We start from the raw sequence: 14,383 nt of genomic DNA, 5'->3' as shown, positions 1-14,383 counted from the left end.
ACAAAGAAGATTGAACTATGAGAAAATAAAAACAGCCAAAGATTGCACAGAAAAAAAAGAAATTATACATTCACAAAAACACGAAACACTCCTTAAGGAAAAGTCCACTTTAGTTTGACGACGTACACACATCACCCTACTATACGATGTTGATGAAACAGGGAAAGCATCCGTGGCAAAGCTTATTAAAGATTTAAAGGAGTACCAACTTAAAAGTGTACACCTGCCATTGTCAGGCGAAAAAACAGAAAAAGATATTTCTGATTTCTTTCGCTTAAAACATTCAGCGGATGATTTAATGATGCTGTTTCGTGAGATGCTAGATCACTTGTATGAAGACACCATTGCGGTAATGAAGAGCTGTGAAATTGATTTTGAGAATCCACCAAAAGCACCCGAACCGCTTATTACCATTAACGATGTTACCATTGGAACACCTGGGAACATAGTCTGCGTAGCTGGTTCCGAAGGCAGTGGGAAGACAAATTATTTAGGTGGCATTCTTTCTGGAGCAATTAAACCAGGTGAGATAGAAATTGACACATTGGGAACAACTATCAAAGAGAACATCCATCAACAGGCAGTATTACTCTACGATACTGAGCAATCCGAATTTCAGTTGTATAAAAACTTGACCTACATCATTCGAAGATCTTCACAAGAAAAGCCACCATATTGGTTCAAAGCATTTTGTTTGGTTGGCATCTCAAGAAGTGAACGAATAAATTTAATCCTGGAATCTATGGATCGTTTTTTTTATGAGCATGGTGGCATACACATGGTTGTAATTGATGGTATCGCTGATTTACTTGAAGCTGTTAACGATGAAGAAAGCTCTGTGAAGCTCGTTGAGGAGCTATTTCGAATGGCCGCAATTTACAATACGGTTATTATTTGTGTGTTACACCTTGCACCATCGGGTATGAAACTTCGCGGACACCTAGGATCCGAAGTTCAGCGAAAGGCAGCAGGTATTTTATTAATTGAAAAGGACGACAACAACAATTGCAGTGTGGTGAAAGCATTAAAAGTAAGAGATGGTTCGCCATTGGATGTGCCGATGATGCAATTTGGCTGGAGTAAAGTTGAGGGCCGACATGTTTTCCTTGGAGAAAAAAGCAAGGAAGACTCTGATACCAGAAAAACCAGTGAGCTCAAAGATGTGGCGAGCGAAATCTTCAAGAACCGCGTGTACATCAGTAACCAAAACTTAATTAAGGCCATAATGGAAAGCATGGATGTGAAAGATAGAACAGCCAGATCGTATATAAAATTCATGAAGGATAATGAAATCATTGAGAAAAACCCCTCAAATGCCCTTGAATACTGCCTAATCACCTTGCCTTTCTAACGAAATTCGGAGTTTTTACTGCGAAATTACCAGTTTTAGCCCCCCTTTTCTGGTAAAAGTCCTACGGTTTTCCGTGGGACTTTCTTTTTTACCGCGTGGTTCCGCAGTATTACTGATTTTGACCTTAAATGGCAGAATAATTTCATTCTATGATTATGAGTAATGGCATTAATTTCCTATTTTTGACACGTTTGTCAAATACATAAAGATTATAATGATTAGAGAAATGGAAAAGCCGATTGAATTTGGATCATATATTCATGGTTTACGCAAAGAGAAAAAGTATTCTTTAAAAATCGTTGCAGATAAATTAGGTGTTGATATTTCTCTACTTAGTAAGATTGAAAATGGAGAAAGACAGCTACAATCTCACATGCTGAACGGCTTATCAGAACTATTTAATTTGGATTATAAAGAAATTCAAATTCAATTGTTGAATCAAAGGATTGATGAGCAATTTGGTAAGGAACCCTTTTTCAATGAAGCGATTAAAAAGATATCCGAATTAAAAAACAAATATTAAGACTGTAAATAAACTAGAAATAAAAATATCCAATGGCAAAACAAATAAAAGAGGTTAAAGAAAAAGCAATTGAAGTAACACTTTGGGAAGCGGCAAATAAATTGAGAGGTAGCGTAGAGCCAGCCGAATACAAGCACGTGGTACTAGGATTGATTTTCTTAAAATTTGCTAGTGACAAGTTTGAAGAACACCGCGCAAAGCTTATAGTAGATGGCAAAGAGAAGTATATTGAAATGGCGGACTTCTACAATATGAGCAATGTTTTTTTCTTAGAAGAAATATCACGTTGGAGTTATATTGTAAAAAAGGCAAGGCAAAATGATATTGCTTTAATCATTGATACTGCTTTGCACACCATTGAAAAAGACAACAAATCTTTGAAGGGCGCATTACCCGATAATTATTTTTCTCGTTTGGGTTTAGACATTACGAAGTTGGCTTCTTTGATTAGTGAAATTGATAGCATCAATACACTCAAAGACAAAGAACAAGATTTGGTAGGTCGTGTTTATGAGTACTTCTTAAAAAAGTTTGCAATTGCAGAAGGAAAAGGTAAAGGAGAATTCTATACGCCAAAGACAATTGTAAATTTGATTGCCGAAATGATAGAACCTTATAAAGGTATCATTTATGACCCTGCATGTGGTTCAGGTGGTATGTTTGTTCAATCTATTAAATTTATCAATGCACATAATGGAAGCCAAAAAGAGGTTTCTATTTATGGACAGGAATACACTAAAACCACTTACAAACTAGCAAAGATGAACCTTGCTATTAGAGGTATTTCCGCTAATCTTGGTGAAAAAGATGCCGACACTTTTGCCGATGACCAGCACAAAGATTTAAAAGCTGATTACATCATGGCAAATCCACCATTTAATCAAAAAGACTGGAGAGGTGAAAATGAATTGATTGATGATCCACGTTGGAGAGGTTATGATGTACCACCTAAAAGCAATGCAAATTATGGTTGGATTTTGAATATGGTTTCAAAACTATCTGAAAATGGAATTGCTGGTTTCATATTGGCAAATGGCGCATTGAGTGGCGGTGGCGAAGAGTATAAAATACGTAGAAAGCTCATAGAAAATAATTTGATAGAAGCTATTGTAATTATTCCTAGAGATACATTCTATACAACAGATATAAGCGTTACACTTTGGATTTTAAATAAAAACAAAAAAGCTAGAACCGTTGAAATAAATAGTAAACAGAAAAATTACCGTGATCGCGAAAAAGAAATTTTGTTTGTTGATTTAAGGCGTTGGGGACAGGAATTTGAAAAGCAGTTTATTGAACTTACCGAAGAAGATATTTCCAAAGTAGCAGAAAACTACCACAACTGGCAACAGACTGAAAATAAAAACTCTTACAAAAATGTAGCGGAGTATTGCTATTCTGCAAGCTTTGAACAAATACAAGAAAACGATTTCTCTTTGGTGCCAAGCAAATACATTGAGTTTATTGACCGTGATAGCGAAATAGATTTTGATACGGAAATGAAACGCATACAAAAGGATTTTAAAACTCTTTTGAAAGAAGAAAAACAATCTCAAGAACAATTGATTAACGCTTTTAAAACTTTGGGCTATGAGTTATAAGCGTATTGGAGATTATATACGATTGGTAAGTAACCGCAATAATAATTGGGCAATTTCTAATTTATTGGGAGTAAACATTTACAAGAACTTTATGCCTTCTGTTGCGAATACTTCTGGAGTTGATTTGTCAAAATATAAAATCATTCAGAAAGGTCAATTTGCAACAAACATTATGCACGTAAACAGAGATGAAGTTCTGCCAGTTGCATTATATCAAAATGAAGAACCTGCAATAGTCTCTCCTGCTTACATGACTTTTGAAGTTATTGATGAAAATGTATTGCTCCCCGAGTATTTAATGATGGAATTTCAAAGACCTGAATTTGACAGAAGAGCTTGGACTTATTGCGATTCAAGTGTTAGAGGTGGTTTAGAATGGAATCGCTTTTGTGAAATAGAAATTCCTATACCTGATATTGAAGAACAACGAAAATTTGTTACTCTTTATAATGGCTTATTAACTAATCAAAAAACGTATGCGAATAGTTTAGAGGATTTGCAATTGATTTGTGATACTTACATTGAAAATCTTATTAAAACCGAAGAACTTAAAACACTCGGGGAGTATATAGCAAAAGTTGACAAACGAAACGAAGACAGCTCAATTAAGGATGTGATGGGAATGAGTGTTTTGAAAGAATTTAGAACGCCAAGTGTAAAAGTAAATATGAGCAACCTATCCAATTACAGGATAGTAAATTATAATGAATTCGGCTATGTTCAAACTACCAATAACGAGAAAGTTTTAATTGTTTGCCTTTCAAAATTTAACCATCCAATCATTATTTCTTCAATTCACGTTGTTTTCAAAGTTAAAGACGAAAAAAAATTGTTGCCTGAATTTTTGCAAATGTATTTTAAACGCAAAGACATAGACAGATATGCAAGATTTCATTCTTGGGGAAGTGCAAGAGAAACTTTCAACTGGGACGATATGTGCAATGTAAAATTGCCCATTCCCTGCATCAAAATCCAGGAAGCAATCGTAACTATTTATAACACTTTGGAAACTCGCAAGCGCATCAATGAGCGATTGAAAAATACTATTAAGCCGCTTTGCCCTGTTTTGATGAAGGGTGTTGTGGAGAGTTTTCAATTTCAAAATATAGAAAACTAGAATGATAAAGCAAATAAAGAGCATTAACAATATTGGTAACTTTCGGGAATTCACAACTGGTGGGCCTATTCATTTTGAAAAACTTACATTTATTTATGGTTTAAACACTAGAGGTAAGTCAACATTAACAGACATAATCACTTCGCTGAAAGAAAATGAGCCATCATTAATAACAACCCGAAAATCCATTCCGACAATACCTACAAATCAAAGTGTTAGAATCTCAATAAAACCATTTGGGGCAATAAATCAAACGGACTATATATTTACAAATACTTCTTGGACACACATTCATTCAAATGATGACATTCATATTTTTGGTTCAGACTTTATTCACAAAAATTTATTTACTGGACTTTCAATTGAACGACAGAATAAAGAGAATTTCACAAGATTTATTCTTGGACAACAAGGAGTACAACTTGCAACACAAATTGCTGAAGATAAAAGAGAATTAAGACAGAAAAAAGGTAATATCCCGAATTTGCTCCCGTTATATTTAAGAGGAAAGCAAGAACAGGAATATTTACAATTTTTGAGCACAGACCCAAACTCTATAGATATTGAAGGATCAAGACAACAATTATCTCAAATAGAACAAAGATTAAGTCAAGAAAAGCAGAGACTTAAAAGACCAACAGAAATACTGTCAATTGAAGATATCTCCCAATTTGTAGTTCAAGAAAATAATCTTCAAGATTTAATAAATCAAACAAATGTTCTAATTGGAAGGGAGTTCAGTGAAATTAGTTCCGCTGCAATTGTTAAACTTCAAAAGCATATTGAAAATAATTTTGAAAATACTGATAATGCTACACAATGGATAAAAGATGGTTTAGACTCTCGGAAAATTGATTCTAATAACTGCTCATTCTGTGGTCAATCCCTAGAAAATGCTTCTGATGTACTTAATTCGTATCACTCTTATTTCAATGAAGCTTACAAAGAATATATTTCTGATATTGAGAATGCAATTCAAAACATAGGTAATCAATGGAGAATACTGGCTTACAAATCATTGAATGCCGTCATTGTAAAGCAAGCATTATTGTCACAATATGCTAATTTAATAAACACAGAAGAGTTCAATGGATTAGTGAATCGTATTAATGAATTAATTACATCAACTAACGAAATTGACCTTAATCATCTTTTAGCCCTGTTTACTCAGCAAGTAAATCAAATTTTTATAAATAAAGAAAGGAAGCCACATGAACGTATTCAATCAATTGATTTTATTGACATATTAAATAAGGATCTCAACTACAAGCGTAATTTAATTTCGATAGCAGAAACCATTGAAAGTATAAGAGAGGAAATTCTAGTATTTAAAGAACCCTATCGAGATTTAACTCAGATAAAAATAAGGATTTCAGAAATTGAAGCTGAAATTGAAATTAATAAAAGAGCAATTGCAAGGGTTGAACAAAATGACAATTGTATTTTATACCAAGCAGAACAAGAACTAATCTCAGTTATTGAGGCAAGAATAACTGCAAATGAACTGGCATTATTTACTAATCAAAATCAATATCTTGAAAGGTTTTATACTCGTATTGATTTTCACTTTAAGCAGTTTGGTAGCGAACATTTTACACTTGAAAGAGGTACAGACAATAGAGGTCACCAACCTGTATATTATCTCAAAGTAAAATTCAAGAACGTAGATATTAATGACTCAAATATTGCCAAGGTATTTAGTGAGTCAGACAAAAGGGCTTTGGCTCTCTCATTATTTTGGGCAAAATTAGATTTTCTCACAACCGATGAAAAACTAAGAACAATAATCGTTTTAGACGACCCTATTACAAGTTTTGATGACAATCGCATTTTGAAATCAATTAATCGCATTAAGGAAACACTACAAAGTGTAAATCAAATAATCGTATTAACACATTATTCTCATTTTATTCGAAATTTTCTAGAAAGAGGAATAAATGATGAAATTACGCCATCATTTATTCAAATTCAACAAAACAATAACACTAGTTTTCTTGAGAGAATTACCAATAAGCAATTTGTTGAAAATCCCTACGAAAAAGTTTACTCGAAAATTATGGCTTTCATAAATCGTGAAATAACAGATGATATTAGAAGCGACCTAAGACCGTTTTTAGAAAGCCAATATTTGCCACATTTTTACATCAGAAAATTTCATGAATTCAAATTAAATGGAACACCTTTAGGAACTTTAAGCGGAAAAATTGACGCTCTATTTGCTGGCAATGACCTAGTAAGAGCTAAGTTTAATGAATTTAGAACTACTCTAAACCCTGATTCACATTTGTTTACTAGTAGTAACGAAGAGGACATCAGAAGTTTTGCAAGTGAGATGATGGATTATTTGTATAATTTTTCCCATAACGTTTAGACAATGAAATTCACAAAAGAAAATTAGTGTACGTATGAACAACAGCGATATAATCATATACCAAAACCCAGATGGCAACATCAAAATTGATGTCCGTTTAGAGGAAGAAACCGTTTGGTTGACACAAGACCAAATGGCAACTTTGTTTGGAAAAGCCAAATCCACTATCAACGAACATATCAAGAATGTTTTTGCAGAAGGTGAATTAGATGAAAAAGTGGTAGTTCGGAAATTCCGAATAACCACTCAACATGGCGCTATTGCTGGAAAAACCCAAGAAGTTGAGGTGAATGGATATAACTTAGATGTTATTATTTCTGTTGGTTATCGCGTAAAATCAGCCCAAGGTACACAGTTCCGAATTTGGGCTACACAACGCCTTAAAGAATACATCATAAAAGGATTTACATTAAATGATGATCGATTTAAGTCTGGCACTTCAATGAACTATTTTAACGAATTGCAGGAACGCATTCGCGAAATACGACTGTCAGAACGTTTCTTCTATCAGAAAATAAAAGACATCTATACAACTAGTATTGATTATGAACCCAAAGACGAAAAAACAATTGAATTTTTCAAGGTAATTCAAAACAAATTGTTGTGGGCGATCAGTGAACAAACGGCAGCTGAATTGGTGTATCGTAGAGTTGATGCAAATTTACCTTTGTTAGGAATGCAATCGTTTGATAAGAAAAACGCTGTTTCCATTAAGAAGGCTGATGTAAGCATAGCTAAAAATTATCTGAATGAAGATGAAATAAAATTGCTAGGATTATTGGTAGAGCAATATTTGGCATTTGCAGAAACTATGGCACAACAGCAAACGCCTATGTACATGACTGATTGGGCTCAACGCTTAGATAGTATTTTACAATTGAATGGTAGAGAATTATTGACCCATACAGGTAAAGTTAGTCACGAATTCGCTTTGAAAAAATCAGGAGAAGAATTTGAAAAATACAAAATTGTACAAAAATCAATTGAAAAAGAGCAGAGTTTAAAAGAGATTGAAGATGATATCAAGAAATTGAAAAAGCCCAAGCAATGAAATTCACGGAAGAAAAATTAGAAAGAGCATTTACGGAATTGCTGGGGCAAGAAGGATTCCCTCACCACTTAGGCATTACCATTGCCCGAAAACCTGACGAAGTACTGATAGAAGAAGATTTACAAAACTTTTTGCTAATGCAATATGCAAGTCATGGTATCACAATAAATGAAATTAAATCTATTATTCTTCAGCTCAAATCGCTTTCAGCTACTGATTTGTATGAAAGCAACAAGACATTTTTGCAACTGCTTTCTGATGGTTTTATTCTTAAAAGAGAAGACCGAAATCAAAAGGACATTTACATCCAGTTTATTGATTTTTCAGGACTAAATAATCACCGTCAACCCGATGCAGAACAACTTCTTTCAATTGTCTCTGAGCAACGGGCAGAATATGGATTTGATAATAACATTTACAAATTTGTTAATCAATTAGAGATTCTAGGAACAGAAAAACGAATTCCTGATGGCATTGTTTACATCAACGGTTTGCCATTGGTTGTGTTTGAATTTAAAAGTGCCATACGCGAAGAAGCTACTATTCATGATGCTTTCAAGCAATTAACTATTCGATACAAAAGAGACATACCTGAACTTTTTAAATACAACGCATTTTGTGTTATTAGTGATGGCATCAATAATAAATCAGGGTCATTTTTTGCGCCATATGATTTCTTCTATGCTTGGCGAAGAGTGGCAGGCCTGGCAAAAGACGTTGACGGCATCGATAGCATGTTTACGCTTATACAAGGTATGTTTGATAAAACTAGATTAAGAGATATTATTCGAAACTTTATTTATATACCTGATAGTTCAAAGAAAAACGAAAAAATTGTTTGCCGTTATCCGCAATACTATGCCGCACGAGCTTTATATGATAACATAAAAGTTGCTCAAAAGCCTGGAGGAAATGGAAAAGGCGGTACCTATTTTGGCGCTACTGGATGCGGAAAAAGCTTTACAATGCTTTACCTCACACGTTTATTGATGAAAAGTGAATACTTTGAAAGTCCAACCATTGTATTAATTACCGACCGAACCGATTTAGATGACCAACTTTCGGGACAGTTTACCAATGCAAAAAACTTCATTGGTGACAACACAGTGATGAGTGTGGAAAGCCGAGCAAATTTACGTGAGTTGATACAAGGCCGACAAAGTGGTGGAGTTTTTTTAACCACCATTCATAAATTTACCGAAGACACTCAGTTGCTCAGTGATAGGTCAAATGTGATTTGTATTTCAGATGAAGCTCATAGAAGCCAAGTAAACCTTGACCAAAAAGTAAAAGTGACTGAGAAAGGAGTTACCAAAACATATGGCTTCGCAAAATACTTACACGACTCTTTACCCAATGCCACTTTCGTTGGTTTTACAGGAACACCAATAGATGCAACGCTTGATGTGTTTGGAAAAGTTGTTGATGCCTATACAATGACAGAATCTGTAAAGGACGAAATTACTGTTAGGATTGTTTATGAAGGTAGAGCAGCTAAAGTGATATTGAATAATTCCAAACTAAAAGAGATTGAAGATTATTACGCTAAGTGTGCTGAAATTGGAAGTAACGAAAACCAAATTGAACAAAGCAAAAAAGAAATGGCTCAGATGTATGCCATTATTGGCGACCCTGAACGCCTGAAAGCTGTAGCAGAAGACTTTGTCTCTCATTACGAAAAAAGAATTTCAGAAGGTTCAACAGTAAAAGGTAAAGCAATGTTTGTTTGTAGTACTCGTGAAATTGCCTATGAATTATATAAAAATATTATTGCTTTAAAACCTGAATGGAACGAAATACTAGCTGCGGAAGAAGGTGCTGAACTAACTGATAAGGACAAACGTGAATTAAAGCCTATTGAGCGAATTAAACTTATTGCAACTAGAGGGCAAGACGACCCGAAAGAAATGTATGATTTATTGGGAACAAAAGACCAACGTAAAGAACTTGACCGACAATTCAAAAACGAAAAATCAAATTTCAAAATTGCAATGGTAGTTGATATGTGGCTCACAGGATTCGATGTTCCATTCTTGGATAGCATTTACATAGATAAGCCGATACAAAGACACAATTTAATTCAAACTATTTCAAGAGTCAACCGCAAGTTTGAAGGAAAGAACAAAGGTTTGGTAGTGGATTATATTGGCATCAAAACGCAAATGAATCTAGCGTTAAAGCAATACAGCGAAGGCGACAAAGATAATTTTGAAGACATCGCTGAATCATTAATTATAGTTAGAAATCACATTGACCTACATGGGAAGTTGTTTCATACATTTGAGAGCTCAAAATATTTCAAAGGCACAACCATTGAGCAGCTTAATACGCTGAATATGGCTGCCGAATTCGCACAACAATCTAAAGAATTCGAGACCCGTTTTATGGGATTGGTGAAACGTTTAAAAGCTGCATATGATATATGTGCAGGAAGCGAACAATTAACCCAGTTAGAAAGAGATTATACTCATTTTTATTTAGCGGTTCGCTCAATTATTTTTAAACTCACCAAAGGAAATGCTCCCGATACTGCGCAAATGAATGCCAAAGTGCGTGAAATGATAAAGGAAGCACTGCAAAGTGAAGGTGTTGAAGAAATATTCAAACTTGGAGATGAAGCAGAAACAGAACAAGATATTTTTGATGAAGATTACCTGGCTAAAATTGATAAAATCAAATTACCCAATACAAAAATTAAATTGCTTCAACAGCTTTTAGCTAAGGTGATTGCCGAGATCAAAAAAGTTAATCGAGTAAAAGGAATTGATTTTTCAAAAAAAATGCAAGCTCTTGTCGAACGCTACAACGAACGTGACGCAAATGATATTTTGAGAAGTGAAGTGTATGAGGAAATGGCATCAGCTTTAACGGATCTGATTTGGGAAGTGCATAAAGAATTTTCAGCAGGTGATGCACTGGGAATTGACTTTGAAGAAAAAGCATTTTACGATATTTTGAAAGAGCTTTGTATCAAATACGATTTCAAATACCCTGACGAGAAAATGATTGAATTGGCTAAAGCGGTTAAAGATTTGGTTGACGGTCAAGCCAAATTCCCCGATTGGAACAAACGTGACGACATTAAATCTGCTTTAAAAGTTGGATTGATTCTATTACTTGATGAGTTCGGATATCCTCCAGTAGATAAAGACGAAGTTTATGTTGAGATTTTTGAACAGGCTGAAAATTTTAAGAAAAATCAATTACTGTAATGAATGACCTAATTAGAAATATTTTAATTGCATTTTTAGGTGGTTCATTTGCACTTGTTCTTCAATTGTTTTCGTATAGAAAAGAAAGATTAGGAAACAGAAGGAGTATTTTATACATCCTGATTGAAGTTTATGGTAACATTACTAGACTAGAAAGGCTTAAAGATTCAGATCATTTTTTAGATAAAATATTCTCAAAATTAGATATTGATCCATCAGAAACTGATCAAGTTAAACCGTTTTTAAATGGTATTTTATTTAAAGTAATGTTTGAAGATGTTATAAATGAATTAAATGAACTTAGCGATAATTATTCATCACTTATTCTTTCTTTAGCTTCCGAAAAACCTATTTTGGCTTATAAAATCAGTCATCTTGCAAAATCACTCGAGAAGTCAACGTTATACTTTGATGGTATATCCAATGATTTTAAAACTCAATTTCCTGAAAGTGAACATGAGCAAATCGACAGTTTTATAAAGAATATTTTCCACAATAATATCATTTTTAGTGAAAAGGAAAGTATTCGAAAATCAATATTAAAAGTTGGCCGATCCATTTCGATTTTTCAATATTTTAAAGCAAAAAATATCATTAAGGAGATTAATACGAATCAAATTGATGAAACTGAAATAGAAAAATTTGCAACCATAATCAAACAGGAAATAGAAAAGCAACTGAGTACTATGAACTTGATTGATTCTCAATGAGAACTTTGCAGAAATGTAAATACATTAAATATCCATACTTCCGCCAGCATTAAACCTGCCAGTGGAAGTTGCTTTTCCTTTATCAACCTGTACAATTACATCCACTTCATGGGCGTGTTCGTTAACGCCTTTGAAGTTGCCTTCTTTGGTGGTGTGATAAATGAAAATGAATGAAGTATCAGGGTGCATTTTGCGAAGTTGATCAATGGCATTGACATCCATCCCTGCCTTAGAAACGCTATCGATAAAAACGAATTGAAAATCGTTCAGGTTTTCAGGAACGCGGTCGGTGATGTACAAATTAGGATGATGTGCTTTTAAGCGTTCAATCTTTTCTTTTAGCGTATAACCAAATCCTTCCTCAATGGCACAAAACAATACCTTTCCATGGTGGGCTGCTAGGTAATTTGCAAAGTCTAAACACAAGGTTGATTTGCCTGACTTTGGCAGTCCATAAACCATTGCGGTAAAACCTACGCTTGGATCACCAATGAGCTCCTTGTATTTACCTTGGAGCCCAATTGTTTGAAAGTCCATGGCAAGCAATTCACCCGAACTCACAATCATTCCATTGTCATCATCGTAACCGTTGAGACTTTTTTTTTGACTGAACAGATTTTCTCCTAGAATTCCCATTAATCCATTAAGCTGAGCCTTGTTGATATTCAACATCGCAGAATCACCGTCAATGTAGTTTTTAAGCGTTTGGTAGGCTTCATTTAACTTATCGGCATACTTATCCGATTTCGTGATTTTTCCTTGTTCAACAGCTTTTTTAATGTGATTAAATAATCTTTGAGACCTGTCCTTTACATCACGTTTTCCGTTAAGTGCGATATAGGATTTTAACAAGGCAACAGAAAACATGCCTTCCTGACTATGCGCAATTTCTAAATAACGCTTTAAGTTTTTGCTGTCAATCTTAATTTCTGCCATGTCGCCCATTTTCTCATAGCAAGAAATCAGTTGTTTTTGCATCATGTCAATCTCTTTCGCGTAAGGGGAGTCCTTTCCTATTCTGCGCTCAATAATGGCTTTTTGAAGACTGTGTAACAGGGTTAATATTTGTGCCTGACTTTTTACTTTTCCATGCATGGCAGCGTAACGTTTGATAAACTGAACATCGGTATCAATCAGTTCTACATCTTCGCTGTCGTATTCCTCTTTTTCAACCGCTTCTTTTTTAGGTGGCATTTTACGCGTTGTAGGTGTTGGCTTTGGCGCGGCGGATTTGGTTGCAGTTGATTCTGTTTTACTTGGTAAACTTTTAGAAACGGCAGTTACAGCACTGGGATTTTTATCCAGGTACTCGTCCAGCTTTTGAAAAAAAGCATCCACCACACGTTTGAAGTTTTCGTTTGAGTTGTACGCTGCCCAATTATTTTGAGATGCCCCTTCAACGAGTTTATGTCCTTTGGCAAGGGCTTCGGGTAGATTATCCCAGTTAATGCTGGCGGCTTTTGAAAAGTAGTTGTTCGTATTTAGCATGGTTTAAAAATTTATAAGTTCGTGTTCTATTTCAAGGGCTAAAGCTTCAAGCTCTAATTCACTTGTATTGAATGTTTGTGTTGTTGTAGCTGGGGCTAAGTTTGTTCGGTATTCCAATAAGTAATTCAAGCGCTGAAATTCCGAGGCTCTATCCTGGGCACTTCTGCCTTCAACTTGCAGTGCTGATTTTTTAGCTTGTATTTCCAGCCTAAGCTCCGCCCATTTTGGCGAATTTTCATCGCCGTTATAACTTTGTGATTGATTTTAAATAGCTTGTTTTTCCGCTTCGTATTGAGCCATTACAGTACTTAAATCACTGCTAAGTGAATAACCTCTTGGCTTTAATAAGGTGCGTTCCGTTTTCCGCACCTTGCTCACATACTCTTTGAAATAATTGAGGTAGTAGCGGTTAGAAAAGTAAATTCCGAGCACCTGGTAAGAACTTTCAATTTTCCGTCCAATGGCTAGAATTTCTTTGTCTTGTTGATCCGTTGAATTCAGCACCGCCTCAATATCTTCTTTGAGTTCTTTTGCTTTCTTAGATTGCTTGTTAATCACTTCACCATCCTCGGCCACTTTTGGTGTTTCAACCAAATAATTCGATGCTAACAGCGAAGTATAAAAATAGCGGATGGCTTCAATGGATTTTTCACGGTAAATTTTGTAGTCTCTAATATCGCTTTGTACTTCTTTTAGCATTTCAATGGCTAGTCCGATTTTCTTATAATCGCGATTAAGCTGCTCTTTCGCCTGGTCAAAGAACATGCGCACCAAACGGTCAACATCTGTAATGAGTGCAAGCTTAATTTCCTCTGGATCCATACTTTCTAAATCAAGCACGTTTCCTCTATCACCCCTGAACCAAATGTCATTGATACGAGAGGTCTTCTCTTCTAGCTTCTGGAATACGAATACATCCATGGAATCCTGCACCAAAGGCATTACAATGCGCACATACT

General features: G+C 34.8%; 10 protein-coding genes. 8 read left to right on the top strand and 2 right to left on the bottom strand.

Features of this window, described 5'->3' with window-relative positions; all coding sequences use genetic code 11:
• Positions 1–172 precede the first annotated feature (172 nt).
• From ACST13_RS03550 to ACST13_RS03515, 8 genes are all read left to right on the top strand, one after another.
• On the top strand, positions 173–1,351 hold the full coding sequence (locus tag ACST13_RS03550) for a hypothetical protein (protein WP_459521841.1): 1,179 nt from the start codon (positions 173–175) through the stop codon (positions 1,349–1,351).
• Positions 1,352–1,577: 226 nt separating this feature from the next.
• Positions 1,578–1,874 carry a helix-turn-helix domain-containing protein gene (locus tag ACST13_RS03545; protein WP_459521840.1) on the top strand — a complete coding sequence of 99 codons (297 nt, stop codon included), beginning with the start codon at positions 1,578–1,580 and terminating at the stop codon, positions 1,872–1,874.
• A gap of 32 nt (positions 1,875–1,906) precedes the next feature.
• Positions 1,907–3,475: a type I restriction-modification system subunit M gene (locus tag ACST13_RS03540; protein ID WP_459521839.1), complete on the top strand. Its 1,569-nt coding sequence runs from the start codon at positions 1,907–1,909 to the stop codon at positions 3,473–3,475.
• Positions 3,465–4,592, top strand: a complete 1,128-nt coding sequence (locus ACST13_RS03535) for a restriction endonuclease subunit S (protein WP_459521838.1) — start codon at positions 3,465–3,467, stop codon at positions 4,590–4,592. Before ACST13_RS03540 ends, ACST13_RS03535 begins: the two co-directional genes overlap by 11 nt.
• Position 4,593: 1 nt before the next feature.
• Complete coding sequence (locus ACST13_RS03530; protein ID WP_459521837.1) at positions 4,594–6,963, top strand: AAA family ATPase; 2,370 nt, start codon at positions 4,594–4,596, stop codon at positions 6,961–6,963.
• Positions 6,964–6,997: 34 nt separating this feature from the next.
• Positions 6,998–8,014 carry a virulence RhuM family protein gene (locus ACST13_RS03525; RefSeq protein ID WP_459521836.1) on the top strand — a complete coding sequence of 339 codons (1,017 nt, stop codon included), beginning with the start codon at positions 6,998–7,000 and terminating at the stop codon, positions 8,012–8,014.
• Positions 8,011–11,226 carry a type I restriction endonuclease subunit R gene (locus tag ACST13_RS03520; RefSeq protein ID WP_459521835.1) on the top strand — a complete coding sequence of 1,072 codons (3,216 nt, stop codon included), beginning with the start codon at positions 8,011–8,013 and terminating at the stop codon, positions 11,224–11,226. Before ACST13_RS03525 ends, ACST13_RS03520 begins: the two co-directional genes overlap by 4 nt.
• Entirely contained in the window at positions 11,226–11,936 is a 711-nt protein-coding gene (locus tag ACST13_RS03515) for a hypothetical protein (protein ID WP_459521834.1), read from the top strand. The genes ACST13_RS03520 and ACST13_RS03515 overlap by 1 nt, the downstream gene beginning before the upstream one ends.
• A 24-nt stretch (positions 11,937–11,960) precedes the next feature.
• Here the strand turns inward: ACST13_RS03515 and ACST13_RS03510 are convergent, their stop codons facing one another.
• Together ACST13_RS03510 and ACST13_RS03505 are read right to left on the bottom strand one after the other, a co-directional pair.
• Complete coding sequence (locus ACST13_RS03510) at positions 11,961–13,424, bottom strand: AAA family ATPase (RefSeq protein ID WP_459521833.1); 1,464 nt, start codon at positions 13,422–13,424, stop codon at positions 11,961–11,963.
• A gap of 264 nt (positions 13,425–13,688) precedes the next feature.
• Positions 13,689–14,378 (bottom strand): hypothetical protein, encoded by a 690-nt coding sequence (locus ACST13_RS03505; protein ID WP_459521832.1) that lies wholly within the window; start codon positions 14,376–14,378, stop codon positions 13,689–13,691.
• Positions 14,379–14,383: the final 5 nt, after the last annotated feature.

The organism is Aquirufa sp. A-Brett2-W8 (assembly GCF_054558755.1).
The sequence above is the reverse complement of the archived record's forward strand: the minus strand, read 5'-3'. Positions and strand labels throughout refer to the sequence as shown.